The 26764-nt window shown below is 63.4% G+C and carries 27 protein-coding genes; 10 read left to right on the top strand and 17 right to left on the bottom strand.

Translation table 11 applies throughout. The features are described 5' to 3' along the window. Positions 1 to 65: 65 nt before the first annotated feature. The 3 genes from FJW08_RS19845 to FJW08_RS19835 form a co-directional block, all read right to left on the bottom strand. Positions 66 to 1715, bottom strand: a complete 1650-nt coding sequence (locus FJW08_RS19845; protein ID WP_140811946.1) for a thiamine pyrophosphate-binding protein — start codon at positions 1713 to 1715, stop codon at positions 66 to 68. Continuing rightward, on the bottom strand, positions 1712 to 2887 hold the full coding sequence (locus FJW08_RS19840) for a CaiB/BaiF CoA-transferase family protein (RefSeq protein ID WP_140811945.1): 1176 nt from the start codon (positions 2885 to 2887) through the stop codon (positions 1712 to 1714). The genes FJW08_RS19845 and FJW08_RS19840 overlap by 4 nt, the downstream gene beginning before the upstream one ends. A gap of 99 nt (positions 2888 to 2986) precedes the next feature. Beyond that, the gene (locus tag FJW08_RS19835; protein ID WP_140811944.1) at positions 2987 to 3919 is read right to left on the bottom strand and encodes an alpha/beta hydrolase; all 933 of its coding nucleotides are present in this window, start codon (positions 3917 to 3919) and stop codon (positions 2987 to 2989) included. A 184-nt stretch (positions 3920 to 4103) separates the two neighbouring features. Between FJW08_RS19835 and FJW08_RS19830 the strand changes: the two genes are divergently transcribed. After that, complete coding sequence (locus tag FJW08_RS19830) at positions 4104 to 5111, top strand: ribonuclease (protein WP_140811943.1); 1008 nt, start codon at positions 4104 to 4106, stop codon at positions 5109 to 5111. 40 nt (positions 5112 to 5151) lie between these two features. Here the strand turns inward: FJW08_RS19830 and FJW08_RS19825 are convergent, their stop codons facing one another. Next, positions 5152 to 6438, bottom strand: a complete 1287-nt coding sequence (locus tag FJW08_RS19825) for a GGDEF domain-containing protein (protein ID WP_140812019.1) — start codon at positions 6436 to 6438, stop codon at positions 5152 to 5154. A gap of 256 nt (positions 6439 to 6694) precedes the next feature. Between FJW08_RS19825 and ettA the strand changes: the two genes are divergently transcribed. The 3 genes from ettA (at position 6695) to FJW08_RS19810 (ending at position 10402) form a co-directional block, all read left to right on the top strand. After that, positions 6695 to 8344 (top strand): energy-dependent translational throttle protein EttA, encoded by a 1650-nt coding sequence (gene ettA / locus FJW08_RS19820; protein ID WP_140758998.1) that lies wholly within the window; start codon positions 6695 to 6697, stop codon positions 8342 to 8344. 47 nt (positions 8345 to 8391) lie between these two features. Then, positions 8392 to 9162, top strand: coding sequence for a trans-aconitate 2-methyltransferase (gene tam / locus FJW08_RS19815; RefSeq protein WP_140758997.1), 771 nt, complete (start codon positions 8392 to 8394; stop codon positions 9160 to 9162). Positions 9163 to 9280: 118 nt separating this feature from the next. Next, positions 9281 to 10402, top strand: a complete 1122-nt coding sequence (locus FJW08_RS19810) for a beta-ketoacyl-ACP synthase III (RefSeq protein ID WP_140811942.1) — start codon at positions 9281 to 9283, stop codon at positions 10400 to 10402. Positions 10403 to 10419: 17 nt separating this feature from the next. Here the strand turns inward: FJW08_RS19810 and FJW08_RS19805 are convergent, their stop codons facing one another. From FJW08_RS19805 to FJW08_RS19795, 3 genes are all read right to left on the bottom strand, one after another. Then, complete coding sequence (locus FJW08_RS19805) at positions 10420 to 10986, bottom strand: isoprenylcysteine carboxylmethyltransferase family protein (protein ID WP_140811941.1); 567 nt, start codon at positions 10984 to 10986, stop codon at positions 10420 to 10422. 116 nt (positions 10987 to 11102) lie between these two features. After that, positions 11103 to 11519: a glyoxalase/bleomycin resistance/extradiol dioxygenase family protein gene (locus FJW08_RS19800; RefSeq protein ID WP_140812018.1), complete on the bottom strand. Its 417-nt coding sequence runs from the start codon at positions 11517 to 11519 to the stop codon at positions 11103 to 11105. A gap of 11 nt (positions 11520 to 11530) precedes the next feature. Further along, positions 11531 to 11953: a hypothetical protein gene (locus FJW08_RS19795; protein WP_140811940.1), complete on the bottom strand. Its 423-nt coding sequence runs from the start codon at positions 11951 to 11953 to the stop codon at positions 11531 to 11533. A gap of 119 nt (positions 11954 to 12072) precedes the next feature. On the opposite strand from FJW08_RS19795, the gene FJW08_RS19790 reads away from it, so the two are divergent. Together FJW08_RS19790 and FJW08_RS19785 are read left to right on the top strand one after the other, a co-directional pair. After that, a complete protein-coding gene (locus tag FJW08_RS19790; protein ID WP_140811939.1) occupies positions 12073 to 12714 on the top strand; it encodes a TetR/AcrR family transcriptional regulator in 642 nt (213 codons plus the stop codon). A 4-nt stretch (positions 12715 to 12718) separates the two neighbouring features. Then, positions 12719 to 13336 (top strand): MOSC domain-containing protein, encoded by a 618-nt coding sequence (locus FJW08_RS19785; protein ID WP_140758992.1) that lies wholly within the window; start codon positions 12719 to 12721, stop codon positions 13334 to 13336. 72 nt (positions 13337 to 13408) lie between these two features. Here FJW08_RS19785 and FJW08_RS19780 read toward each other — a convergent pair whose 3' ends face one another. From FJW08_RS19780 to tsaA, 4 genes are all read right to left on the bottom strand, one after another. Beyond that, on the bottom strand, positions 13409 to 14248 hold the full coding sequence (locus tag FJW08_RS19780; protein WP_140811938.1) for an SDR family oxidoreductase: 840 nt from the start codon (positions 14246 to 14248) through the stop codon (positions 13409 to 13411). Between the two features lie 154 nt (positions 14249 to 14402). Continuing rightward, positions 14403 to 15359: a D-amino acid aminotransferase gene (locus tag FJW08_RS19775; protein ID WP_140811937.1), complete on the bottom strand. Its 957-nt coding sequence runs from the start codon at positions 15357 to 15359 to the stop codon at positions 14403 to 14405. A 110-nt stretch (positions 15360 to 15469) separates the two neighbouring features. Next, on the bottom strand, positions 15470 to 15784 hold the full coding sequence (locus FJW08_RS19770) for a DUF2293 domain-containing protein (RefSeq protein ID WP_140811936.1): 315 nt from the start codon (positions 15782 to 15784) through the stop codon (positions 15470 to 15472). Beyond that, on the bottom strand, positions 15781 to 16305 hold the full coding sequence (tsaA, locus tag FJW08_RS19765; RefSeq protein WP_140811935.1) for a tRNA (N6-threonylcarbamoyladenosine(37)-N6)-methyltransferase TrmO: 525 nt from the start codon (positions 16303 to 16305) through the stop codon (positions 15781 to 15783). Before tsaA ends, FJW08_RS19770 begins: the two co-directional genes overlap by 4 nt. Positions 16306 to 16481: 176 nt before the next feature. Between tsaA and FJW08_RS19760 the strand changes: the two genes are divergently transcribed. Together FJW08_RS19760 and metF are read left to right on the top strand one after the other, a co-directional pair. After that, positions 16482 to 17504, top strand: a complete 1023-nt coding sequence (locus FJW08_RS19760; RefSeq protein WP_140811934.1) for a metalloregulator ArsR/SmtB family transcription factor — start codon at positions 16482 to 16484, stop codon at positions 17502 to 17504. Continuing rightward, positions 17504 to 18421, top strand: coding sequence for a methylenetetrahydrofolate reductase [NAD(P)H] (gene metF / locus FJW08_RS19755; protein WP_140758986.1), 918 nt, complete (start codon positions 17504 to 17506; stop codon positions 18419 to 18421). Before FJW08_RS19760 ends, metF begins: the two co-directional genes overlap by 1 nt. A 433-nt stretch (positions 18422 to 18854) precedes the next feature. Here metF and FJW08_RS19750 read toward each other — a convergent pair whose 3' ends face one another. Further along, positions 18855 to 19772 carry a DMT family transporter gene (locus FJW08_RS19750; protein WP_140811933.1) on the bottom strand — a complete coding sequence of 306 codons (918 nt, stop codon included), beginning with the start codon at positions 19770 to 19772 and terminating at the stop codon, positions 18855 to 18857. Positions 19773 to 20023: 251 nt separating this feature from the next. Between FJW08_RS19750 and FJW08_RS19745 the strand changes: the two genes are divergently transcribed. Next, positions 20024 to 21244 (top strand): alanine racemase, encoded by a 1221-nt coding sequence (locus FJW08_RS19745; protein WP_140811932.1) that lies wholly within the window; start codon positions 20024 to 20026, stop codon positions 21242 to 21244. A 69-nt stretch (positions 21245 to 21313) separates the two neighbouring features. On the opposite strand, the gene FJW08_RS19740 is transcribed toward FJW08_RS19745, so the two are convergent. Together FJW08_RS19740 and FJW08_RS19735 are read right to left on the bottom strand one after the other, a co-directional pair. After that, positions 21314 to 22492, bottom strand: a complete 1179-nt coding sequence (locus FJW08_RS19740; RefSeq protein WP_140811931.1) for a lytic murein transglycosylase — start codon at positions 22490 to 22492, stop codon at positions 21314 to 21316. A 293-nt stretch (positions 22493 to 22785) separates the two neighbouring features. Further along, positions 22786 to 23586, bottom strand: coding sequence for a GH25 family lysozyme (locus FJW08_RS19735; protein ID WP_140811930.1), 801 nt, complete (start codon positions 23584 to 23586; stop codon positions 22786 to 22788). A gap of 287 nt (positions 23587 to 23873) precedes the next feature. On the opposite strand from FJW08_RS19735, the gene FJW08_RS19730 reads away from it, so the two are divergent. Continuing rightward, entirely contained in the window at positions 23874 to 25253 is a 1380-nt protein-coding gene (locus FJW08_RS19730; RefSeq protein ID WP_140811929.1) for a serine hydrolase, read from the top strand. Positions 25254 to 25280: 27 nt separating this feature from the next. Here FJW08_RS19730 and FJW08_RS19725 read toward each other — a convergent pair whose 3' ends face one another. From FJW08_RS19725 to FJW08_RS19715, 3 genes are all read right to left on the bottom strand, one after another. Next, complete coding sequence (locus FJW08_RS19725) at positions 25281 to 25589, bottom strand: HigA family addiction module antitoxin (protein ID WP_140758980.1); 309 nt, start codon at positions 25587 to 25589, stop codon at positions 25281 to 25283. An 8-nt stretch (positions 25590 to 25597) separates the two neighbouring features. Beyond that, positions 25598 to 25894 (bottom strand): type II toxin-antitoxin system RelE/ParE family toxin, encoded by a 297-nt coding sequence (locus FJW08_RS19720; RefSeq protein ID WP_140812017.1) that lies wholly within the window; start codon positions 25892 to 25894, stop codon positions 25598 to 25600. Positions 25895 to 26027: 133 nt separating this feature from the next. Next, positions 26028 to 26693, bottom strand: coding sequence for a class I SAM-dependent methyltransferase (locus FJW08_RS19715; protein ID WP_140811928.1), 666 nt, complete (start codon positions 26691 to 26693; stop codon positions 26028 to 26030). Between the last annotated feature and the right edge of the window lie 71 nt (positions 26694 to 26764).

Here is a 26764-nt window from a genome sequence, read left to right as displayed (position 1 = left end):
GGAGCCGAAGGAGCCGAAGCCCAGCGGGACAGACGGGCGCGCCAGGGAATTCAGCCTGGCGGCCCTTAAACCTTGTCGCGTATCTGGGTCATCGTCCGGGTCGGCGTGATTGCCTCGGGATCGAGCCTGATCTCGACGATCGCCGGCTTGCCGCTGGTTCGCGCGCGCTCGAAGGCAGGCGCGAAATCAGCTGTCTTCTCCACCGTCTCGCCATGGCCGCCATAGGCGCGGGCAAGTGCCGCGAAATCGGGGTTCTTCAGATCGGTGCCGACGACACGCCCGGGATATTCGCGCTCCTGGTGCATGCGGATGGTGCCGTAAATGCCGTTGTTGACGACAATCACGATGATCGGCAGGTTGTACTGTACGGCGGTGGCGAATTCCTGGCCGTTCATCAGGAAGCAGCCGTCGCCGGCAAACGCAACCACGGTGCGCTCCGGATAAAGCGCCTTGGCGGCGACCGCCGCCGGCGTGCCGTAACCCATCGAGCCCGACGTCGGCGCGGCCTGCGTGCCGAAGCGGCGGGAACGGTGGAAGCGATGAACCCAAGTCGCATAATTGCCGGCGCCATTGGTCAGGATGGTATCGTCGGGCAACACTTTTTCCAGATAGTCCATGATCGGACCCATCTGCACCGCGCCGGGGCCGGTCTGTGGTGGCGTCGACCATTCGAGATAGGCAGCGTGATGCCTGGGTGTCTCGGCCGCCCATGATGGCGTTCCGGCCGGCTTGCGCTTGGCGAAGGCCTCGACGAAAGCCGCTGGCGAGGCATTGATCGCCAGCGTCGGGCGGTAGACCCGGCCGAGTTCGCTGGCGTCCGCATGGACGTGCACCAGCGTCTGGTCGGGGTAGGGGCTTTTCAGCAGCGTGTAGTCGGAAGAGGGCATCTCGCCCATGCGGCCTCCGATCAGCAGCACGAGGTCCGCCTGCTTGATCGCTGTCGCCAGCTTCGGATTGATGCCGATGCCGACATCGCCGGCATAGTTCGGATGAAGGTGGTCGAACAGCATCTGGCGCCGGAAGGAACAGCCGACAGGAAGCGACCAGGCCTCGGCAATCTCATGCATCCGCGCCACGGCGTCAGCGTTCCAGCGCGTGCCGCCAAGGATGACGATGGGACGCTTCGCGCCGGCAAGCAGCGTCTCCAGTGCGTCGAGTTCGGCCTCGCCGGGATAGGTCTCGACCGGCGTGTGCTGAAGTGCTTGCGGCGCTTCGACGATACTGGTCAGCATATCCTCCGGCAGCGAGACGACGACCGGGCCGGGGCGGCCCGACGTCGCTGTCGCGAAGGCGCGGGTAACGAATTCGGGGATGCGCGAGGCGTCGTCGATCTCGACCACCCATTTGGCGATGTCGCCGAAGAACCTGACATAGTCCACTTCCTGGAACGCTTCGCGCTCCTTGGCGTGGCTGGCGACCTGGCCGATGAACAGGATGAGCGGAACCGAATCCTGCATGGCGATGTGGATGCCTGCCGAAGCGTTGGTGGCGCCGGGGCCGCGGGTGACGAAACAGATGCCGGGCCTGCCGGTCAGCCGGCCCTGACAATCAGCCATCATGGCGGCGCCACCTTCCTGGCGGCAGACGATGGTGCGGATCGAGGAATCATGCAGCGCATCAAGCACCGCAAGGTAGGATTCGCCCGGCACGCAGAAGATGCGGTCGGTGCCGTTGGCTTCGAGGGCGTCGACGATCAGTTGTCCACCGGTCTTCATTTCCCAGACTTCTCCAGTTCGGCAAGGATTTCGTCAGTGTGCTCGCCAAGGCGCGGCGAGGGGCGCTCGTAGACGAGCGGCGTTTCGGACATCACCATCGGCGCGCGCACCGACGGCAGGCGATTGCCATGGCCGTCGTCGAGATCGAGCCGCATGCCGCGGGCAATGGTCTGCGGATCGGCGAACATCTGGCCGATCGTGTTGATCGGGCTTGCCGGCACGCTGGCGGCTTCGAGCTTCGCCAGCAGCGGATCGCGATCAAAAATCTTCAGCGCCTCGATAATGCGTGCGCGAAGTTCCACGCGGTTGGCGACGCGGGCCGGATTGGTGGTGAAATCGGGATTGGCCGGCAAATCGTCCAGCCCGACCGCAGCGCAGAACTTGGCGAACTGGCCGTCGTTGCCGACAGCCAGGATGATGTGGCCGTCCCTGACCGGGAGCACTTCGTAGGGGGCAATGTTCATATGCGCATTGCCCATCTGCACCGGCGACTTGCCGGAAACGAGATAGTTGAGGTTCTGGTTGCCGAGCGCTGAGATTTGCGTGTCGAACAGCGCCATGTCGATGCGCTGGCCTTCGCCGGTCTGTTCGGCATGACGCAAGGCGGCCTGGATGGCGATGACCGAATAAAGGCCGGTGAAGATATCCGAGATGGCGACGCCGGCCTTCTGCGGCTCGCGGCCGGCTTCGCCGGTGATCGACATCATGCCGGCCATGGCCTGGATGATGAAGTCGTAGCCCGCGCGTGGCGCATAGGGCCCGTCCTGACCGAAGCCGGTGATGGAGCAGTAGACCAGGCGAGGGTTGATCTTGCGAAGGCTGTCATGGTCGAGCCCGTATTTCTTCAGGCCGCCGAGCTTGAAGTTCTCGATCAGCACATCCGCCGTCGCGACCAGCCGGCGCACGGTCTCGGCGCCTTCCGGCGTCGAGAAATCGATGGCGATGGAGCGCTTGCCGCGATTGCAGGAATGGTAATAGGCGGCCGACAGGTTCTCGCCGTCATGGCTCATGACGAAGGGCGGACCCCATTTGCGGGTGTCGTCGCCGCCATCGGGGCTCTCGACCTTGATGACATCGGCGCCGAGATCGGCAAGCAACTGCCCGGCCCAGGGCCCGGCAAGAATGCGGGCGAGTTCGACGACGCGGATGCCTTTCAGCGGGGGTTCGGCCATAAATCACCGTGTTTGCCGCAATCATCCTGATTGCTGCGAAAGCAGAGCCTCTATCAAGCCCGGCAGCGGCTGTCACGGTCCTTGCAATGGGCCAACCCGTCACGCTTTCAAGACAGTGTCCGCCCAGGTGGCGAAATTCGCCATGATGATGTCGCGGTTCACCTCGTTCAGGCTTTCGTGGCGGGTGTCGGCGTAAACCTTTGAAACCAGTTTCGAAAAGCCCATCTTGCGCATGCGATTGGCGAGATGGGTGATGCCTTTGCCGTAGTCCGAGGCCGGGTCCTTTTCGCCGCCGACGATGGCGACAGGGATGTCGCGGCGCATAGTGGCAAAGCCTGCATCCTTGCCGCCGTTCAGCGCCATGGCGATCACATCGCGCCACATTGAAATGGAGGCATCCCAGCCGCAGAGCGGATCGGCGATATATTTCGCCACCTCCGCCTCGTCGCGCGACAGCCAGTCGAACAGCGTGCGATGGTTGGGCACCGCCTTGCCCCAGGCCTGGAAGGTGAGTTTCGGCAGCAGGCGCGACGGGACATCGGAGCCCAGCCGCATCCGTTCCCAGGCGAGAATACCGAGCGCCACCTGGCCGAGCAGGGCTTGCGAGAAATTGCCGTTCCAGATCGCCGCCGCATGAACGCGCCCTGAGTGGCGTAACAGGTAGTTCAGCGCCACGGACGCGCCCATCGAGTGGCCGAAAAGGATCACCGGCAGGTCAGGCTGCTCCCGGGCGATGAGATCGTGGACGGCGTCGACATCGGCGACCACCTTGGCGGGGCCGTCCTTGTCGGCGAATCTGCCGAGCGGCGCGTCGGGCGCCTTGGTCGCGCCATGGCCACGGTGGTCGTGGATATAGACATGGAAGCCCCGGTCGGCCAGGAAACCGGCGAAGCGATCGTAGCGCGCGGCATGTTCGGCCAGGCCATGATTGATCTGGACCACTGCGCGTGGAGAGCCGTCGGCCTGCCGGACGAACAGATTGAGGTCGGCGCCGGTCGGCGAGCGGACCACGCGCTGCTGGCTGAATGGCATGCCGCTGGTCTCCCCCTGGCTCCGCCCTCGTGATGTCCAACCTGTGCGCCGGTGCCAGATTTGCGTCAATCCGGCCTGCCGGCTTTTCCGCGACGATCTTTCTTGCCAGGGGCCTGCAAAATATCGCAATTCTGACATGGAGACAGCTTCAGTCTGTCGCCCACTTTCCAGCAGGGGATTCTCCATGCGCATTGCTGTTGTTTTCGGATTGGCCTTGCTGGCGGGATCGCTGGCAGGCGCGGCGCATGCCGACGTCAAGATGAGCGGCACCTTCGTGGCCGACGCTGCCTGTCCGGCGACGCAGGCGATTAAGAACGGCAAGAACCCCGGCAGTGTCTCGACCGATGCGGGCAAGACCTACCAATTGCTGGCCGGCAACAAGGACGCTCCGACCCACTACCTCATTCTGGTGCCGGGCGCCGATCCCGAGCGCCGCTGGGTGAAGGTGAGCTGCGGTCATCTTTCGGGCAGCAGTGCCGCGACCGTGCCGGCTGCACCGAGCGGGCAAGGCAAGCCCGCGCCCGCGGGAAAGCCCGAATATGTCTTCGCGTTGAGCTGGCAGCCGGCCTTCTGCGAGACCAAGTCGAACAAGACCGAATGCAAGGCGCAAAATCCCAGCGAGTTTGATGCCACCAATTTCACACTGCACGGCCTGTGGCCGCAGCCGAACGGCAATTTCTATTGCCAGGCTTCGGCCAGCGACAAGGCCAATGACAGTCCGGCCCACTGGCAGGACCTGCCACCGGTCAACCTCGATGCGGACACCCGCACCGAGCTCGACAAGGTGATGCCGGGCACCGCCTCGAAGCTGGAACGACATGAATGGATCAAGCACGGCACCTGCTACGGCAAAAGCCAGCAGGAGTATTTTTCCGACGCCCTCCATCTGATGCGTGAGGTCAACAGCTCGCCCGTGCGCGACCTCTTCGCCAAGAACATCGGTGGCAAGCTGACGGCGGACCAGATCCGCGGTGCCTTCGACCAGGCCTTCGGCGCAGGGGCGGGGGACCGGGTGCGTGTGTCCTGCCTTATCGATCCGTCGAGTGGCCGGCGGCTGATCGGCGAACTGACGCTCGGCCTTGCCGGTCCGATCGGCCCCAACAGCTCGCTCAAGGACCTGCTGCTGGCCTCGGTGCCGACCAACAAGGCCGGTTGCCCGACCGGCACGGTTGATCCGATCGGCTTCCAGTAAGTGCGGGATCGCCAATTCCGGGAAGCCGTCGCGGAGGGAGCTAGACCTGAGCGGACCTGGTCCAGGCAATGGCGGCGTCGGCCCCATGCCCACCAGGTTCACCGACGACGCGGTCGCGACCGGTCGATTTCGCCTTGTAGAGGCGCTGGTCGGCAAGCGCGAACAGGTCGGCCAGGCACTGCGTCGTTTCGCTGACGGTGGAAACACCGGCGCTAACGGTCAGTTCGAAGCGGCTGGTGGCGGCCGATGCCTTGAGCGCGGTGCGGACGCTTTCGCCAAACAGCCTGGCGAGGGAATGCGGACGCGAACTCAGGATGGCGAATTCCTCGCCGCCGATCCGGAACACCTGGTCCTCGGCGCCTGCCGCCTCGCAAAGTACGGTCGCGACCGCCTTCAGCACCTTGTCGCCCTCAGCATGGCCGAAACGGTCGTTGATCGACTTGAAGTGGTCGACATCGACAATGAGCAGGCTGAGCGGCCTCGCCGTGCGCAGGCTGGACTGGACGGCGGCTTCACCGTCGGCATCGAAGCGTCCCCTATGCAGCAGGCCGGTGAGGCCATCGCGGCCGACATGCTCGACCAACGCCTCATAGCGTTCGCGATAGGTCAGCGTCTCGAAAATGTCGGTCAGCCCGCGCGGCATCTGGACGTCCCGGACCTCGAACCATTTGAGATAGGCGACCAGCATGGCGCTGAAAGTCAGCGCCGCCGCCATCTTGGCGAACCAGCCGCCGAAGAAGACGGCGATCGGCGCGCCGGCAACGAAATGCAGCGCGGTGAAGAAGCCGGCCTGATCGAAGGTAAGCACGCAGGCGACCGAAAGCAGAATGCGCGCGAACTGCGCCTTGCGCAAAGTGCGCCCAAGTTTTTCGTAGAGCAGGATGATCAGGATGGCGTCGATGACCAGCAGCGTCGTGCCCCACACCATCAGCCAGCCCATCTCGTCGATGAAGCCGATGTCGGGGAGCCGGCCATCGGGAAGTGGTGCGACGGCGTGCAGGCGAAGCAGCAGCACTAGCCCGATCATCAGCACATTGCCGAGCAGCAGGCCGTAGATCGGTTGGCGCACGGTGGCGGCGTCTTCCTTGATGTAAAGCAGAAGCAGCATGACCAGCTTTCCCGAAAACATGACCGCTGAGCCTGGCGAGACCAGGCCGAACGGCAGGGCGACGTAAAAGACGCTGGCGAGATAGGTTTCCAGGAAATGCATGACGCCGAGGGCGCAGACGAAGACGCCAAGGCCGATGCGCTTACGGAACCGGAAAAGCGTCACCATGACGCTGAAGTAGACGACCGCTTCGGCAAGGAGCAGGAAACTGTTCAGCAATGCCGTCGATCCGATCTCTCTCTCGAAATCGCGGCAAGCCGGCGATTCCAAACCCGATCCTTTTTTGACCCGCAAGGGTTAACCGGAGATTTCCGTGCGCCATCGACCGGTTGAAAACTTGGCTGTCGGTGCACACATGTCCGTGTGGTTGGCTCGACGTGGCAAAAGCGATTGCCGTTCGGCGCCGCATCGCCTACATAGCGGCCAACCTCCATTCAATTCGGCAAATCCAGTCAGTTTTTCAGGGAAAGCGCGCGTGGCACGCCAGTTCATCTATCACATGTCCGGCCTGTCGAAGGCCTACGGCACCAAGAAGGTGCTCGATAACGTTCATCTGTCCTTCTATCCGGACGCCAAGATCGGTATCCTCGGCCCCAACGGCTCGGGCAAGTCCACGATCCTGCGCATCATGGCCGGGCTTGACAAAGAGTTCCAGGGCGAGGCCTGGCTGGCTGAGGGCGCGACCGTGGGCTACCTCGCGCAGGAACCGCAGCTCGACAACAGCAAGACCGTGATGGAAAACGTCATGGACGGCGTTGCCAGGAAGACCGCCATCATCGAGCGCTACAACGAGCTGATGATGAATTATTCCGACGAGACGGCTGACGAGTCCGCCAAGCTCCAGGATGAGATGGACCGGCTCAATTTGTGGGATCTCGAGCAGCAGGTCGAGATGGCGATGGACGCGCTGCAGTGCCCGCCGCCGGATTCCGAGGTGACCAACCTGTCCGGCGGCGAGCGTCGCCGCGTGGCGCTGTGCCGGCTGCTTCTGCAACAGCCCGATCTGCTTCTGCTCGACGAACCGACCAACCATCTCGACGCCGAGACCACGGCGTGGCTGGAAAAGCACCTGCGCGACTATCCGGGCTCGGTGCTGATCATCACCCACGACCGCTACTTCCTCGACAACGTCACCGGCTGGATTCTTGAACTCGATCGTGGCCGCGGCATCCCGTACGAGGGCAACTACACCAGATATCTCGACGCCAAGGCCAAGCGCCTGATCCAGGAAGGCCGCGAGGACGACGCCCGCCAGAAGTCGATCTGGCGCGAGCGCGAGTGGATCCAGTCCTCGCCGAAGGCCCGCCAGACCAAGTCCAAGGCGCGCATCAAGGCCTATGAGGAACTGGTCGAGCAGTCACAGAACCGCAAGCCGACCGACACGCAGATAGTCATTCCGTCGAGCGAGCGTCTCGGCAATGTCGTCATCGAGGTCGAAGGCCTCAATAAGGGCTTTGGCGACGAGCTCCTGATCGAGGATCTGTCGTTCAGGTTGCCGCCGGGCGGCATTGTCGGCGTCATCGGCCCGAACGGCGCCGGCAAGACGACGCTGTTCAAGACGTTCACCGGCCAGGAGAAGCCGGACGCGGGCACCGTCCGCATCGGCGAGACGGTCAGGCTCGGCTATGTCGACCAGAGCCGCGACGCACTCGATGCCAACAAGACGGTGTGGGAAGAGATCTCCGGCGGCGCCGAGATCATCAAGCTCGGCAAGCACGAGGTCAACAGCCGCGCCTACTGCTCCTCCTTCAACTTCCGTGGCGGCGACCAACAGCAGAAGGTCGGTAATCTCTCGGGCGGCCAGCGCAATCGCGTGCACCTGGCCAAGATGCTGAAGACCGGCGGCAATGTGCTGCTGCTCGACGAACCGACCAACGACCTTGATACGGAAACGCTGAGCGCGCTGGAAGACGCGCTGGAAGCCTATGCCGGCTGCGCGGTCATCATCAGCCACGATCGCATGTTCCTCGACCGCATGGCCACCCACATGCTTGCCTTCGAGGGCGACGCGCATGTCGAATGGTTCGAAGGCAATTTCGAGGAATACGAGAAGGACAAGCTGCGCCGCATGGGCGCGGAAGCGGCGGCTCCGCACCGTATGACGCACAAGCGGCTGACGCGGTAAGGCCTTCATTGGGCGGCGAATTTCTCAGGGATACGAGGAGAGCTCAAATGGCTGATTGGTCCGCCGCCCAATATCTGAAATTCGAGGACGAACGCACACGGCCGGCGCGTGACCTCGCGGCCCAGGTGCCGGTGGATTTTCCGCGCCGCGTCGTCGACATCGGCTGCGGGCCGGGCAATTCGACCGAACTTCTGGTCGAGCGTTGGCCGGATGCGCAAGTGAGCGGCTTCGACACGTCGCCTGACATGATCGAAAAGGCGAGGGCACGCCTGCCCGATGTCAGCTTCGACCTCGCCGATGCGTCGACATGGCAGCCGGCCGAGCCCGTCAACGTCATCTTCGCCAATGCCGTGTTCCAGTGGCTGCCCACGCATCCAGCGGTGTTCCAGCGGCTGATGGGTTTTCTGGCGCCTGGTGGCGCGCTGGCGATCCAGATGCCCGACAATATGGGCGAGGATTCGCATCGCCTGATGCGGGAGACCGCGGTGCAAATGCCTTTCGCGGCGAAGATAAAGGGCGCGGCCCGTGCGCCGCTGCCGCCGGTATCGTTCTACTACGACCTTCTGTCGCCGCTCTCCGCTCGGCTCGACATCTGGCACACCATCTACAATCATCCGCTGGCCGACGCCGAGGCGATCGTCGAATGGGTGAAGTCGACCGGACTGAAGCCGTTTCTCGATCCGCTGGAAGCCGACGAGCGCAAGCTGTTCCTCGACAGCTACACGGCCAAGATCGCCAAGGCCTATCCGAAGACCGCTGATGGCAAGGTGCTGCTGCGTTTCCCCCGCATTTTCATTGTCGCCAAGCGGGCGGGGTAGGCTGGCGTAAACCTTGGTTTAAGCCGGTGTAAACCGGCCGAGTGAGAAAAGTGTTGCGCCGAAGCGTTTCGGCGCCCACATGATGCCGCAATGCCCGCGGACGGGACGGACTGGAAACATGCATCGCGTCATCATCAGCGGCATCGGCGCTGAAATTCCCAAGCCTGTCATCACGAATGAGGAACTGGTCGCCAGCTTCAATGCCTGGGTCGACACGGAGAACGCGCGGCGCCAAGCTGCCGGCGAGGCGCTGCTGCAGAAATCGGATTCCGACTTCATCGTCCATGCCTCGGGCGTGCGCGCTCGCCATGTGATCGAGCGGGAAGGCATTCTCGATCCGACCCGCATGGCGCCGCGCATTCCGGCGCGCCCGGACGACGCGCTCTCGCTGCAGGCGGAATTCGGTATCGCTTCGGCCAGGAAGGCGATCGAGCACGCCGGTATCGAGGCATCGGACATCGATCTGGTGATCTGCTCGTCCTCGCATCAGCAGAGGCCGTATCCGGCGATCGCAATCGAAATGCAGGGGGCGCTGGGCACCAGGGGTGCCGGCTTCGATATGGGACTTGGCTGTTCGTCCGCGGCGGCTGCGCTGCACATGGCGGTCAATCTGGTGCGCTCGGGCGCGCACAAGCGCATCCTGGTGACCACGCCCGAAATCATCACCGGCCATCTCAATTTCCGCGATCGGCAGACGCATTTCATCTTCGGCGACGCTTCGGTGTCGATGGTCGTGGAGGGGCTCGCCCAGGGTGAGAAGCGGCCGGGCCGCTTCGAGGTGCTGGACACGCGCATCTGGACGCAGATGTCGAACAACATCCGCACCAATCTCGGCTACCACACGCGGACCGCGCAGGACGATCCCTACATGATCAACCTGGAAGGCAACCTCATCAAGCAGGTCGGCAACAAGGTGTTCAAGGAAGTCACCGTCGCCGGGCATAAATTCATCGTCGAGTTCCTGGCCGAGCATGGGCTGACGCCACAGGCGGTCCGGCGCTTCTGGCTGCACCAGGCCAACGCGCGCATGAATGCGATGATCCTGAAGCTGGCATTCGGCCACGATGTCGGCCACGACCGCGCGCCCATGGTGCTGGAGCGGCTCGGCAATACGGCGGGCGCCGGTGCCATCATCGCTCTGTCGGAGAACCATGCCGACATGAAGCCAGCCGATTTCGGCCTGATCTGCGCCTTCGGTGCGGGGTATTCGATCGGCGGCGCGCTGCTGAAAATGCTCTGATCGAGCGTCGCGCCGCTTCAGGCAGGCGTGAAGGGAACCAGCATCGGCACCCGCTTGGCGTAGTCGTCATAGGCGGGGCCGAGTTCGCCGCGCAGGAAACGCTCCTCCAGCCTCGCCTTCACGACGACGCCGATGATGAGCAGGGCCGTACCGACAATGCCCCAGACCGTGCCCTTCGCCACCATGGTGGCGAGCACGGACAGCAGCAGCCCGGTGTAGATCGGATGCCGGACCAGGCGATAGGGTCCGGTGTCGACCACGCGATGATCCGCCTTGGCGGTGACCGTGGCGGACCACAACCGCCCGAGATGGATGCGCGCCCACCACGCGAAGCCGATGCCGAGCGCGATCAGGGCAACGCAGGCCCAAGCTTCCGCAAGGGTCGGCGTCCACAATCTCAGCCTGCCTTCATAGCCGTGCGCTGGCACGAACAGCAGGACGGTGCCGGCCAGCCAGAAGACGCGATAGCGGGCCTCGGCCCCGATGGTGGCGCGTTTTTGCACTGGATCGGCCCATAGGGCCGCCGCCATCCATGTGACCACCCAGATCAACCAAAGCGCTGCGATCGCCGCTCCGGGACGCATGAGAACCTCCGTCGACGGTCTGGTCTTCACCATGAAGCCGACGCAGCGCGGCGGCAATGCGGCGCGGCGCCGTTTTTCGGTAAGAAGGTTGTGATCGAGCGGTCAGCGACTGGCCTCTATTCATTGGAGCAACTGAACATCCACTGCACGCCGAAGGCGTCGACCAGCATGCCGAAGCTGGTCCCCCAATATTGCCGGGCAAACGGCACGGTGATCCGGCCGCCTGCGGCCATGCATGCGAAAAGTTCCTCGCGGGCGAAAACCTCTGGCGCTGCTGCGGGCCCGTCGAATTCCAGCATCATGGCGGACCCCTTCATCGGCTCCGCGTCGTCATTGTCCGAGGCGTGGAACAGCACACCCGGACCTTCGAAGCGGGCATGCAGGACTTTTCCGCGCATGGCTTCTGTGCGCACCGGCATATTGTTGTCGCCCCAGCGCAGCAGGACCGTTGCCCGGCCAAGACCGCATTGTTCGTAGAAGGCGAGTGCGGCCTCGCAGTTGGTGGTGAAGAACAGCGACGGGGAGAGCCGCATCATCCTGTTCGTCACTGCGCGGCGGCGGTGGCGGCCGCGATGAGCGCGTCGCCGGTATATTGCCTGTCACCGATGCCCCAGCCGCCGTCGGGCGCATTGACGATGTTGATCCAGGTGTTTTCCGGCTTGTGCTCTGGGATACAGAGATCGGCGACGATGCCGGCGGCGGCGGTGATGAAATCCTTGCGGGCTTCGGTCGAGCCAAGGGCGATATTGGGCAGCTTCAACTCGACCATAACGACCGGCCGGTTGGCGCCACCCGCGTAAATGTCGCGCGGCGGCAGGATATGGACGGTGCCGCCGACGATCGCGGTGAAGAACGAATTGCCGGTGGCGCCGGAGGTTTCGATGAGGGCAGCGCTCAGGCGCGGCAGGATTTCGCGCTCTCCCGCTGGGGTCAGTACGCCCTCCGGCGCGGTCACGGTGATCGGCATTGCTTTTCTCCTTGGGTTGCACGGCCCTCGCCGGGAGGTCATCTTCCGGTTTGCCTGGTTACATATCGATTGATATGTTATGAGGGAAAGGTGAGTCAATAGGTTTCGTATCGATCACTATGGAAAACTTGGACAAACCACGCGGCGGCCGGCCGCGCGCATTCGACCCGGACCGGGCGCTCGATGCCGCGATGCATCTCTTCTGGGAGCACGGCTATGAAGCGACGTCGCTGGCCATGCTGCGCGAAGCGATGGGGCTGACGCCGCCACAGATCTACAACGCCTTCACCGACAAAGAGACTTTGTTTCGCGGGGCGTTGACGCGCTACCACGAGACCGAGATAGGCTTCGCGCTGGAAGCGCTGAGCGCGCCGGTGTCGACGGGGGAGGCGATCCGGCGCTTGCTGCTGGGCGCGGCGGCGGCCTATTCCAGGCCCGGCAAGCCGGGTGGCTGTCTTTTCGTCAGCGGCGCGCTGGCGGCCTCGCCGCAGGCGCAAGCCATTGCCGATGAGCTCAAAGCCTATCGCAAGGCGAGCGAGGCGGCGATCGCGGCGCGGCTGGCCAGAGGCAAGGCAGAAGGCGACTTGCCGGAAAACCTCTCCGTCGAAGGCTTCGCTAAATATATTGCAGGCGTCATGAACGGCATGTCGATCCAGGCGCGGGACGGCGCGTCGGTCGAAGAGTTGCGCATTTTGGCCCGAACCGCTCTTGCGGCCTTGCCGGCCGAAGGGCAAAACCAGGGCACGTCATCCAAGGAATGAAGCCATGCTGGATCTCTTTCCCGAGGCTGAAAAGCCGACCGAAATCATTCCGTCGAAGAAGCTTACCGCCCGCGCGGCGGCGCTGTATGTCGCGCCAGCGGACGATTTCCAGACGCGTCCGGTGGACGAATTGCGGCTCGACTTCGACGGCATTTCAGGCGACTTCCATGCCGGACCGACGCGGCGTTCCGGCGGGCGTGAACCCTGGTATCCGCGCGGCACCGAGATGCGCAACGAACGACAGATATCGATCGTGGCAGCGGACGAATTGGCCATCGTCGCCGAACGGATGGGGCTGGCCGAAATCAAGCCTGAGTGGATCGGTGCCAATCTGGTGATCGAAGGCGTGCCGCATCTGTCGATGCTGCCGGCCGGCACTTTGCTGTTCTTCAAGGGTGGCGTGACCCTCAAGGTCGACGCCCAGAACGGGCCATGCCGCATCGCCGGGCGATCGATCGCCGAAAATGCTGGAATGGCCGACGTTGAAGCCGGCGCGCTGTTGTTTCCGAAGGCGGCGAAAAGGTTGCGCGGCGTGGTCGCCTGGGTTGAAAAGCCCGGCATCGTCAGGGCCGGCGAGCAGATTTCGGTGCGGGTGCCGGAACAATGGATTTATCAGGCATAGCCGCGCGCTCGCGTCGTGGCCGAGGTGGGAGCTACGCCGCCTGTGAGGCGGCGTAGCAGAAGTCGCCGGGCTTTAGCCCTTGCGGTTCTTGTTGGCGCCTTGCGCCATGACGGAAACGTGGTCCCATTTGTCCCAAGTGGCGAGGCGGTTGGCGTATTCCTGGCGTATCATCGGCAGGCCGCCATCGCCGAAGAATACCCGCAGCGGCGGCTCGGCCGCATCGACGATGGCCAGCATGGCCGGACCGGTCGCCTCGGGATCGCCGGCGACCGAGTTGGCGCGGCGCTCGGCCATCCTGGCGCGGACAGGCGCATAGGCCTCGATCGGCTTGGAGACCTTGGCCGATGCTCCCGACCAGTCGGTGGAGAAGCCGCCCGGCTCGACCAGCGTGACATGAATGCCGAATTCCGCGACCTCGATGCTGAGTGACTGGCTGAAGGCTTCCAGCGCCCATTTCGAGGCATGATAGAGGCCGAGCGAGGCAAAGGCGTTGACGCCGCCGATCGACGAGATCTGGATGATGTGGCCCGACCGCTGCGCGCGCATGATCGGCAGGGCGGCCTGGGTGACCCAGAGAGCGCCGAAGACATTGGTCTCGATCTGATCGCGGGCTTCCTGCTCGCTGACTTCCTCGATGGCGCCGAAATGGCCGTAACCGGCATTGTTGATGACGACGTCGAGCCGGCCAAAGCGCTTGTGTGCTTCGGCGATTGCGGCATCGACGGCTTTCTTGGCGGTGACGTCGAGCTGAATCGCAGCGACGTTATCGCCATATTTTGCGACGAGGTCGGCAAGCGTGCCGACGTCACGGGCGGTCGCGGCAACGCGGTCGCCGCGCGCCAATGCCGCCTCGGCCCAGACGCGGCCAAAGCCCTTCGACGATCCGGTGATGAACCAAACCTTTGATGTCATGATGTGGAATCCTTGCCCCTGCGGGCGCAATTTCTGGATGGAAGCGGAGGCTTCTCCGCTTTCGGGCATATACGGCCTGTCCCGTGATTTTCCAGAGGCGGCGGGAAATCTTTTTGAACCTGGGGCTTCCCCGTAGAACAAGAAATCGTGTGGATCAGGGGTAGTGCACCAAACTCGACCAGGCCGGGTCGTCGTGCTTTTGCCAGTAGAGCGCCATCAGCCGGCTGGTGATCGGCCCGACCTTGCCGTCTGCGACGTCGGCACCGTCGATCTCCGTCACCGGCATGATGCCGCCGGCGGTCGAGGTGATGAAGACTTCATCGGCTGCCTTGAGCGACGCTACGCTGACATCGGCGGCCTTCGCGGTGAGCCCTTCCTCGCCACAGAGATCGAAGACGGTGCGGCGCGTGATGCCTGGCAGCACGCCGATAGCCGGCGTCGACAGTCTGCTGTCCTTGACGCAGAAGACGTTGAAGCCAGGACCCTCGGCTACATTGCCGTTGAAGTCGAGAATGAGGGCCGTCTCGGCACCGCGATCATAGGCATCGTAGAGGCCGCGCACCAAGTCGAGCCAGTGGTAGTTCTTGATCGCCGGATCGATCGAGGCCGGCGGAATGCGCACCTTGTCGCTGATCGCGACACTCAGGCCGCGCTGCAACTGCTCGGCATTGGCGACCGAGCCGAACGGCACGGCAAACGCCATGAAGCGGTTGATCGCCTGGCGCGGGTCGCGGCTGAAGCTTGGTGAAGCGCCGCGCGTGCACAGCATTTCGACATAGGCGGCGCGATGACCCGAAAGTGCTACGCAATTGTGCAGGATCTCGGCCACGCCGTCGCGATCGAACGGGATCGTCATACGCAGCTTGTCGAGCCCGCCGAAGAAACGGTCGAGATGGAGATCGAGGCGAAAGAAGCGGCCATTCCAGACATGCACCGTATCGTAGGTGGCGTCGGAATGCAGAAAACCCCAATCCAGCACCGAGACCTTGGCTTGCGACATCGGCAGGTACTGGCCGTCGAGGAAGGCAATGCCTTCGGGATAGGCGTTGGGGTCGACATGGCGGTCGCTCACCACAGGCAGCGGCGGTGTATCCTGTGCGATTTGGCTCATAGGCAGCTCCTTGCCATTGCGTCACAAGCTGTCGGCGGCAGGCCGAGCGCATAGAGCCAGTAGCCCGACTTCAGTCATCCTCGAGATGAAGATCCGGCCTGGCAATAGCTTCATTCCTCCTCGTCATCGGCGTCGAGCAGGCGGGTGGCGCGCCAGCGCGTGAGCACGATGTTGGTCCGATCGATGACGAAGAAGCGCGCCGAGTCGCGGTCATAGCCCTCGGCCAGCAGCTTTTCGTAGTCGGTGTGCATGTGACGGATATGGGCGATCGTTGCCAGCCACACCGCGATCGTCGGCGGCAAGGTCTTCATATGCACCGAGCCGGCGTCGGCGCGGATCTTCTCCATGTCGGCATAGGGTGCCAGCGGCAGGAGTGTTGTCAGCGCCTTGGCGATGGCGCGGCGGCGACCGGTCGGCGCGGTCATCGCTCCTCGCGCCCCTCAACGGTCGCCTCGGCAATGGCGTCGGTCGAGGCGAAATAAGGTTTGATGTCGATGACCGGCGTGCCGTCGAGCACGTCGATGGCGTCGAGGTCGATGCGCCCGGTGGCAATGTCCAATCCGAGGACTTTGGCTACATGCAGGCCGATTGGATTCGGCCGGGCAGGGGAGCGCAACCCGAACACGCCTTTTGCTTCAGCCGCATGGCGGGGTTTCTGCACAATCAGATTCCGTGGCGCGTGATGCAGCCAGGACAGGATGACGACGTGGCCGGCGCGCTCCAGGCCTTGCAGGCCGCTGCGATAGGGCGCGTCGATGGTGAGCGCCGCCGGCTGTCCCGTCTCGCGCGCGGCGCGCATGTTCTTCGGGCAGCTTTCCCGGGTGGTCCATGGCGAGGCGATGCGGCCGATGAAGACGATGCCGCCGTCAGGAGGCATCATTGCCGGGTCCTGGTCCAGTCTCTGCTCGCCTTCGCGTGCCTCGAACATCTCACGTTGCCCGGTCATTGCCTGTCTCTTTGCTGGTTCATGCCATTGTCTTCGAACCGCTAGACGTTTCGGGGTGACCTGGACCGGGAAATCACGCATGCGGCATTTTCTGGTCCGGAAGCGACATAGCGCTTGCAGGACTGCCAAAATCGACATAAACATATGTTTATATCTTTTTCAAAGAGAATACGCTGATGCATGTCTCGCTCGACACCATGGTGGATACGCTGAAGGCGGCGGCCGAATCCAGCCGCCTGCGCATATTGGCATTGTTGTCGCGCGGCGACCTCACCGTTTCCGACCTTACCGAAATTCTCGGCCAGTCGCAGCCGCGTGTCTCGCGACACCTGAAGCTGCTGCTCGAGGCCGGGCTGATCGGTCGCTACCAGGAAGGGTCGTGGGCCTTCTTCCGACTGTCGGACGCCGATTCGGCACGAGACTTCGTGATGGGGCTGGTTTCCGGCATTCGCGGAGCCGACCCGCGGGTAGAGCGCGATCTGGAGCGGCTGACCTCGGTCAAGCGCAAGCGCCAGGACCGCGCCACCGCGTATTTTTCGCAGAACGCGGCGAGTTGGGATCACATCCGCTCGCTGCATGTGCCCGACCGCGCCGTCGAGGCCGCGATGCTGAAGCTGGTCGGCAAGCGGCCGTTCCAGTCCATGCTCGACCTTGGTACCGGCACCGGGCGGCTGCTCGAAATCTTCTCGCCACTCTACCGGCGCGGCATCGGCATCGACATGTCGCGCGAGATGCTGACCGTGGCGCGCGCCAATCTCGACAAGGCCGGCGTTTCGAATGCGCAGGTGCGGCAGGGCGATATCTTTTCGCCGCCTGTCGAACGCGATGCTTTCGATCTCGTCACCATCCACCAGGTGCTGCACTATCTCGACGATCCGGCCCGCGCCATCCATGAGGCGGCGCGGCTGTTGCGCCCGGCGGGCCGTCTGGTCATCGTCGATTTCGCGCCGCACGCGCTGGAGTTCCTGCGCGACGAGCATGCGCATATGCGCCTCGGCTTTTCCGACCGGCAGATCGGGGAGTGGTTCTCCGAAGCCGGCCTCGATCTGGAGGATGCCCAGGAATTCGAACCGCGCGGCGGCAACGAGGCCAGGCTCACCGTAAAACTTTGGCTTGGCCGCGACCGGCGCCTGCTGATCGCCGATCCTGCCAATGCCAGCCAGCAGACCAGAGTGAGCTCGATAGGGGAAATCGCCTGATGAACCAGTTTCGTTTTTCCCGCCGTCCCGATATCGGCGACAAGGTCAGGGTTTCGTTCGAGTTCTTCCCGCCGAAGAACGACGAGATGGAGGCAAGGCTGTGGGATACGGTCACGCGTCTGGAGCCGCTGCGGCCGAAATTCGTCTCGGTGACCTATGGCGCGGGCGGTTCGACGCGTGAGCGCACGGCGCGCACCATCGGCCGCATTCTGAAGGAAACCAGCCTGACGCCAGCCGCCCACATGACCTGCGTCGATGCCGCTCGCCATCAGGTCGACGCGGTGATCCAGGAGTTCACCGACATGGGCGTGAAGCGCTTCGTCGCCTTGCGCGGCGATCCGGCGGAAGGCGTCGGCGCCGCTTACCGGCCGCATCCGGACGGCTATGCCAATGGCGCCGAGCTGGTCGGGGCGCTGAAGGACGCCGGCGATTTCGACATCTCGGTTTCGGCCTATCCGGAAAAGCATCCGGAAAGCCCTGACTTCGCCACCGACATCGACATGCTGAAGCGCAAGGTCGACAATGGCGCGACGCGGGCGATCACCCAGTTCTTTTTCGACAATGATCTCTACGAACGTTACGTCGAGCGCGCGCGCCGCGCCGGCATCTATATCCCGATCGTTCCCGGCATTTTGCCGGTGCATAATTTCACCCAGGTCGCCAATTTCTCGGCGCGTTGCGGCGCGCTGGTGCCGGCTTGGCTGGCCGAGCGCTTCGAGGGACTCCAGAACGATCCGCAAACGCATGCGCTGGTGGCTTCAGCCGTGGCGGCCGAACAGGTGCTGGACCTCGTCGAGCGCGGCGTCGGCGATTTTCACTTCTACACGATGAACCGGGCCGATCTGGTGTTCGCCGTCTGCCACATGATCGGCATCCGCTCGCATGAGGCGGAGGTGGCTGGTTCCGCTGCTGCATAAGGGTCGGCTGGAAAAGCAAAAGGCCGGGTAAAAACCCGGCCTTTCGAATTGGTTAGACTATTTGGTGCCGGTCTTCCCCGTCTTGGCGGGTTCAGGGAAGGACGCCGATAATGAGGGCGCCGATGAAAGCAAACGCAGCACAAATCATCAATGCGTTGATTGGCCTCGTAAGTCCCATGACATAGCCTCCTCTTAAAGAGCTATGCCCTGGAGTCTAGGTTCATTTGTGCCACAGGCAAGCGGAAAATATGCTGCATTGCGACGTGATTGTGAAATTCGCGACCTCGGTTTTGCCGTTAGCCGTTGAAACTCTTCGGCAAAAACCCGCTTCAGACCTGTGAATAAATTATGGCGGTGGCGTGTCGATGCTGTGTCATGGCAGCGCTACCCCTGCGAAAGTCGGCTTCGACTTTCGCGATTGCACATGCCGTGCCTAACGGCGACCGAACACTCGTCCGTCGATTGTGAGAAGACCGAGTCCGATCAGCACCACGCCGCCGATCTCGAACGCTTCCAGCCGCTCGCCCAGGAAAAGAAAGCCGAGCAGCATGGCACTGGCCGGCACGATCAGCGTAACCAGCGAGGCGTTGGTGGCGCCGGCCGAGGCGACGAGGTTGAAGTAGAGGATGTAGGCGAAGGCCGTGGACAGAAGCGCCAGCGCCAGCACCGCCGCCCATACCGGCGGCGAGGCCGAGAACAGGCCGGCCGGGCCATGAGCGAAGAGCACGATCGGGATCATGATGATGGTCGAGGCCGTCAATTGTCCGGTGGCGACGACCGGCGAGGGCACGCCCTTGAAGCGGCGGGCGACCATCAGCGCAATGCCATAGGACAGCGAGGCGCCGATCAGCGCGAATTTGGCCCAGACAGGGCCGCCGAGCCCGGCGAGCAGGCCGGGACCGATCATGATAGCGGTGCCGGCGACACCGAGCGCGATGCCGGCGAGCTTGTTCCAGGACAACTTTTCGTCCGATGTCAGCGCGTTGGCGAGGATCAGCGTCCAGAACGGCGTCGTCGCGTTGAGCACCGAGGCGACGCCGGCGCCAAGCTGGGTCTGGCCGGCGAAGATCAGCGAGAAGGGGACGACGTTGTTGGTGAAGGCCAGCAGGAAGAACAGGCCGGCATGCGGCAGGGCGAGGCGGAAGGAGGGGCCGCGCAAGCCGAGATAGAGCTGCAGCGCGATCGCGGCGATGGCGACGCGAAACAGAACCAGCACCAATGGGTGAAGTTCCGCCACCGCGATGCGCGCGAAAAAGAACGAGCCGCCCCAGATGGCGCCGAGCAGAAGCAACTGCCCCCAGTCCCTGAGCGCCATCGGTCCACGTGCTGCGGATGAACCGGTCACTGCCATGCTAATTCTCCCCCAGACGACCGGAATGCCAGTCATCAGGCGGAAGCCATATCCGGTTCGCTGGCAAGAGCCACCCGAAACCGGACCGATGGACTGCCGGTAAAGGCTAATGCCGCACCGAGACGCGCAAAGGACGCTGCAAGATTCGTTCCTGGCGCATGATCCTTTCCGAAAGTCGAAATTGACTTTCGGGGTCATGCGCTAGCCGCTAGCTTGGATTAATTGTGCGAGCTGAAGCCGGGGATTCGTCCATGCAGCGATTCGAGAACGCAAGCGAGGCGGCACTGGCGCTTCGTCCGGACGACCCCGTCTACTGCTTCCGCCCACAGGTGCTCAAGGCCGACGCCTTGCAGTTCATGGGCATGTTTCGCGGCAAGACCGCCTATGCGGTCAAGACCAATGGCGAGCAGATCGTGCTGAAGACGCTGGTCGAGGCCGGCGTCACCGCCTTCGACGTCGCTTCACCAGGCGAGTTCGCCGCCGTGCGCGCCGTCTCGCCCGACGCCGAGATGCTCTACATGCACCCGGTCAAGGCGCAGTCCGACATCAAGCTGGCGCTGGAAAAATACGGCATTCGCGTCATCTCGCTCGACCACGAAGACGAGATCACCAAGCTGACCCGGGTGGTGCGGGCGCTCGATATCGACCCGGGCGCGGTCAGCGTTTTCGTGCGTGTGCAGACCAAGGGGCATGCCGCCTACGAACTGTCGAAGAAATTCGGCGCCGGGCCGGCCTATGCGGTCGAACTCGCGGAGCGGCTGAACCGCACCGGCTACAAGGTCGGCCTCTGTTTCCATGTCGGCAGCCAGATCGAGGATCCCGACACTTATGAGCGGGCACTGGCCTCGGCCGACTGGGTGCGCAACCGGCTGACCTTCGACATTGCCGGGCTCGATGTCGGCGGCGGCTTTCCGGCCGAATACGGCCATGATCCCAACCGCAAGCTGATCCAGATGCCGTCGCTCGGCCAGATCATGTCGCGGCTTTCCGGCGACCTGAAGGAATACCAGTTCGACCAGATACCGCTGGTGGCGGAGCCGGGCAGGGTGATCGTGGCGCGCTGCCTGTCGCTGATCGTGCGCGTGCTCCTGCGCAAGGGCAAGCGGCTCTACATCAATGACGGTATCTGGGCGTCGCTGTCGGATTCATGGACCGGCAAGATCACGCTGCCGGCGCGCTTCATTCCCGATCCGGCGATCCGCACGCGCAATGGCGCCGAGAACAAGATCGTGCCGTTCAAGGTGTGCGGCGCAACCTGCGATTCCGTCGACATCCTGTCGCGGCCGTTCTGGCTGCCGGAAACCGTCGATACCGGCGACTGGATCGAGATAGGCCATATCGGCGCCTATTCGCTGTCACTCAGGACCCGCTTCAACGGCTTTTATCCCGACACCTTCGTCGAGGTGACGACGCCCTTCGACGAGGGCGACGCGCCGCAGGGGTTTGCGAGCCTGGAGACGATGGCGGATTAGGAAAAAGAAGTGAGTAGTGAGTAGTCAGTAGGGAATTTCCTCTATTCCACTACTCGCTACTCACTCTCTTCACAGCTTCGTCAGCAACTCCGGCGTCGGCCAGCCATCCACCGGCAGGCCTAGCCGCATCTGTTCCTTGCGGATGGCTTCGCGGGTGTTGGTGCCCAGAATGCCGTCGACCGTGCCGACGTCGTAGCCCCTGGCCTCGAGCTTGGTCTGCAGCGCCTTCATCTGCTCGTTGTCGAGACCCGGCTCGGGATCGCGCGGATCGAGCGGCGGCGCGCCCGCCAGCCGCGCGGCGAGATTGGCCGCGGTCAGCGCGTAGGTGAAGGACTGGTTCCATTCGAGATAGACGTCGAAATTCTCGTAGGTGAGGAAGGCCGGACCCTTGCGGCCCATGGGCAGCGCCAGGCCGGCCTTCAGGCCCTTATCGATCAGCGGCGAGCCGTCGGGGTTGGTGACGCCCCACTGCGCCCACTGTGTCAGCGGCAATTTGTTGGTGCGCCCGGTCTGGTCCCACGGCATCTCGTCGGGCACGCGCACTTCCTGGATCCAGGGTTCGTCGCGCTTCCAGCCGCGCGACAGCACCTTGTTGCCCGTGGTCATGATCACGTCCGGCGCGCTGTTTCTAAGATCGATCTTGCCGTCGCCATCGCCATCGACGCCGCGCGCGAGATAGTCGGACGGCAGGATCTGCGTCTGGCCGATCTCGCCGGCCCAGGCACCCGTGACATCTGCCGGCAGCACGCCGCGATCGATCAGTTCCAGCAGCGGCACCAGTTGCTGGCGGAAAAGCTGCGGACGGCGGCAGTCATGCGACAGCGTCACCAGTGCGCTCAGCGTATGGAAATCGCCCTGCACGGCGCCGAAATCCGTTTCAAGCGCCCAGAAGGCGGTGATGACAGGCGCCTGGACGCCGAACTGCTGGTTGGCGCGGGCGAAGATATCGGCGTATTTCTTCATGTTCGCCGCACCTTGCTTCAGCCGGTAGGCTGAGATCATGCGGTTGGAAAATTGGATGAAGGTTTGTGTGAAAACGCCCTGTGCGCGGTCGCGCGCCAGAGCCCTATCGTCGATCCTGGCGTCCTCGAGCGCGTCGAGGCCGACGGCGCCGACACCGGCCGCCTTGGCTTCCGCCGCCACGCCCTGTTTCCAGGTTTCGAAATCGCCGCCGCATTCCTGCGCCATCGCCGGCAAGGCCGTGGCGCACAAGAATAGCGCCGCGAGGGCTTGGGAACGCAGTCGCATCAGCTTCCTTTCGAAACGAAGAGGGCAATGTCGTGCCTGGCTGGAAGCCCAACGCCCTGAATTACCAGCGGTTGCACTCTACCGCTGGCAGTGTCGAAAAGCAGGCGGCAGGCCCGGTGTCAACGGGTCTTCTGCTTCAGCCTTATTTGAGCCGGCTTCGCTGCCGTTGCCACGGTGTCGACGGGTCTTCTGCTTCAGCCCTATTTGAGGCGGCTTCGCTGCCGTTCCCACGGTGTCAAGGGTCTTCTGCCGGAGCCGCTATTCCAGGCGGCTTCGCTGCCGTTGCCACGGCATCAGCGTGTGTTCTGCCGCAGCCACTTATTCCAGGCGGCTTCCGAGCCGTTGAAGACGTTGATGTCGGACTTGCCGGTCATGCCGGGAACGATGCCGGTTCCGGTGTACTGCCAGAAGGTGAAGGGGTGGCTGCCATATTTCTCGCGCGGGTGGCCGGCGACGGAGCGCAGCCAGTAGGGGTAGCCGCGGAAGCTCGACAGGTCGTTGTCCTCGAAGAAATCGACCGAGGTGTAGATGATCGGTTTCTTGCCGTAATGGCGCTCGACGATCTCGAGGAAGGCGGTCATCTCAGCGCGCACCGTGGCCGCGTCGGGGCGCAGGCGGCAGGTCGGCGAGTTCGGGTTCCATTCCATGTCGAGAACCGGCGGCAATGCGGAGCGATCGACGGGGACATTCTGGATGAACCAGCGCGCCTGCACGGCGGCGGGCGTGCAGAAATAGAAGAAGTGATAGGCCGCGCGTGGAATCCCGTTGGCTTTGGTGCGCGCCCAGTGCTCGCTGAAATATTCATCGAAACGGTCGCCGCCTTCGGTCGCCTTGATGAAGGCGAAGGAGATGCCGCTGGCCTTGGCCATCGGCCAGTCGACCGATGTCTGGTATTTGGAGACGTCGGTGCCGTGGACGGCATAGTTCCACGGTGCGCCGCTGTCCCACTCATGCGGTTTGGAATCGGCAAAGCGCGGCGCGCGCACGGCCACCGTCGGACTGCTCGACGCGGACGGCGACAGCGGCGAGAGATCGTCCACGGTCGAGCAGGCGCCGAGCAGCGTCAGCATGAAAAGGACCGCAAGACGGCGCATCGAAACTTCCAAGCCGGAATCAGCCGGTCGCTGATGGGTCTGTGCACCGATGGCCGAAGTTGACCTGGCCCCTCCAGGCGATCGCCCCACGCATCGCCCGGTCTATTCGTTTTTCGTGCATGTCGTTGTCGCAAAACCGCTGCGCACTTTTGGGCGACATGCATCCCTGTGATCGCCGATCATGGTTGATATCTGGTTTATGGCGCTCGACAAGAAGCTCGATTTTGCGGAAGCAATGGCGGCAATTCGATGACATAAAGGTCGGGCGAGTGCCTGGGAGGCAATGGATGCGGATCATCGTCAGGATCGTCAAATGGCTGCTTGGCCTGATCGTGCTGGCGGTCGCCGCGCTGTTTGCCTGGCTTTATATCGCGCCGCCGGAACTGATCCGCGTCGGCTCGGGCTATTCGGCCAAGATCGTCTGTTCCAACGTCTTCATCGCCGGGCGCGACGCCGACGAGGTGCTGGCTGTCGATGTGCAGGCGCCCGGCCACCCGCTGCTGCGGCTGATGCGGGTCTCGGTCGACAAGAACCGCGGTACGGTTTCCGCCGGCCTGCTCGGCTTCCTCGGCAAGAGCGAGGCGGTGGCCCGCGACGGGCTGGGCTGTGCCTCGGTTCCCGACGGCGATGTCGGCAAGGCGCGGCGCACGGCCGTCCATGCCGAACCGGCCGCGACAAGCCAGGATGCGCTGTGGCCCGAGGGCGAACGGGTGGATGCCTCGCAGAACCCCGAAGTCTCGAAGGTCGTCGCGGACGACGCGATGGCCGGCACCGGCATGCGCGCGATCGTCGTGGTCAAGAACGGCCGCGTCGTCGCGGAACGCTATGGCGACGGCTTTTCGGCCAAGACGCCTCTGCTCGGCTGGTCGATGACCAAGACGGTCAACGCCGCCATCGTCGGCACACTGGTCAAGGACGGCAAGCTGGCGGTCGACAACAAGGGCCTGTTCGCGCCTTGGAAGGTCGACGGCCGCGCTGCGATCAGCCTTGCCGACATGATGGCGATGTCGAGCGGGCTGGAGTTCAACGAAGACTATGGCGACGTCGCCGATGTCACGCGCATGCTCTATCTCGAACCCGACATGGCGGGCTTTGCCGACTCCAAACCGCTCACCGGCGAGGTCGGCAAGGTGTTTTCCTATTCCAGCGGCACGGCGGTGATGCTGTCGCGCCTCTGGCAGGACGCGATCGGCGACAAGGCCAAGGCATTGACATGGCCGCGCACGGCATTGTTCGAACCGCTCGGCATGCACAGCGCGGTGTTGGAGACCGACGAGCAGGGCACGTTCGTCGGCTCGTCCTATCTCTACGCCACGGCGCATGACTGGGCTCGCTTCGGCCAGTTCCTGCTGCAGGGCGGGGTATGGAACGGCAACCAGGTCCTGCCTTCCGGCTTCGTCGACTGGATGCGCGAGCCGGCATCCGCCTCGAAAGTCTACGGCAAGGGCCAGCTGTGGATCGAGGCGCCGGGCGACGAGGAAAATCCCGGCGCCGGCGTTGCCGCCGGCCTGGCCAAGGACACTTACTGGATGGAAGGCCATGACGGACAGACGGTTGCCATCATTCCATCCGAGCAATTGGTGGTGGTGCGGCTGGGGCTAACGCCGGCCGAGCTCAATTATCGTCCGCAAGCAATGGTGGGCGCGCTGGTGAAGGCGCTGCATTAAGCGGCAGTCGATTGCTGCAAGTTTCTTCTATGCCGCAGTCGCCAAAGGCTTGGCGCGATCGACGCGCGCGCGCTCGTCGGGCGAGTTCATGACCGACCAGAGATCGCTACGGCGCTGCACGTTCAGCCAGAAATCCGGGCTGTTGCCGAAGACCCGCGCCAGAATAAGCGCGGTCGCAGCCGTCACGTTGCGGCGGTCGTTGCACAATTCGTTCACATGCTTGCGCTGGACCCCCATCGCTTCGGCCAAAGCCGCCTGTGTCAGGCCAAGCGGTTGCATGAATTCTTCCGTGAGGATTTCGCCAACTGTTGCAGGCTTGCGTGTGGTCATCAACATGTGTCACCTCATCTGTAACTATGGTCGTCGAGATAAATACCCGACGCTTCACCGCGTCCGCCGTCCCACCGGAAGATCAGCCGCCATTGGCTGTTGACGCGGATCGAATGGAAGCCATCGAGATTGCCGCGCAACTTCTCGAAATGGTTGCTGGGTGGCACACGCAAATCCAGATCGGTCATCGCGTCATCGATCATCTGGAGCTTGCGAAATAACCGGCTTTCAAGGCCGGACGGAATGTTGCGGGAGTGAATGTCTTCGACGAAGAAGGCCCGTAGCCATCCGTCCCGAAACCCGACGATCACTTTCGACCTCCAGCGTGGAGGTAATGTACCACCCCTTGGGCCATTCGGCAAACCGTGATTGGCTAACCAGTCGATCCATCCGCGGGATCGTCCGTGGGACCTGAAACGTTGGTCGCCGATCATGTCTCCGATGTCAGATGCCGAGCTTGATGACCGCCAGCCATGCATAGCCCCGATAAAGCGTGCGAAACCGGAAGGTTGCGCCGGTTCGCTTAGCTTCCGATTCCAGGACTCCACGCAGGGATGCACGTGGCGTGACGTGGAATTTATTCAGCCATCCGCGTAGCAAGGTGCGGAACCAGCCCGGCAGACCTTCCTGCTGCCCGAAATCGACTATGTGCAGCGAGCCCGTGGGGGCGAGCGCGGCAAGTGCTGCCGAGACCGTCTTCTCCCAGCCCGGGATCATCGACAGCGAATAGGATACGAAGATGCGGTCGAACCGTTCGATGCCATAAAGCGCGCCCGGGTCGAAATCGGTGGCGTCGCCCCTTGCCAGTATTACGCGATCCGACAGGCCTTCGCGGTCGATCGCCTTGCCGGCCGTCTCCAGCATTTCGGCCGAAATATCGAGCCCGAAGAAGCGCGCATCGGGATAGCCGCGGGCGGCCAGGATGATGTTGCGGCCGGTGCCACAGCCAAGTTCCAACACGGTACCGCCCGGCGGCAGGTCCAGTCCCGCGATCAGCCGGTCGCGGCCGAGCAGGTAGTATTTGCGGGTCAGGTCATAGATGTGGCGCTGCCAGCGGTAGACGCCGTCCATCAGTTCAGCGTGGTTGGCCGGCAGCTCGGTGGTGCTCATCAGGCAACCTCACGATTGCGTTGAATCAGTTTAGGAGCTGATTGGGCGTTGGTCCCGCGCCACCGTGACGA

The sequence above is a fragment of the Mesorhizobium sp. B3-2-1 genome, assembly GCF_006439515.1.
GTDB lineage: Bacteria > Pseudomonadota > Alphaproteobacteria > Rhizobiales > Rhizobiaceae > Mesorhizobium.
The sequence above is the reverse complement of the archived record's forward strand: the minus strand, read 5'-3'. Positions and strand labels throughout refer to the sequence as shown.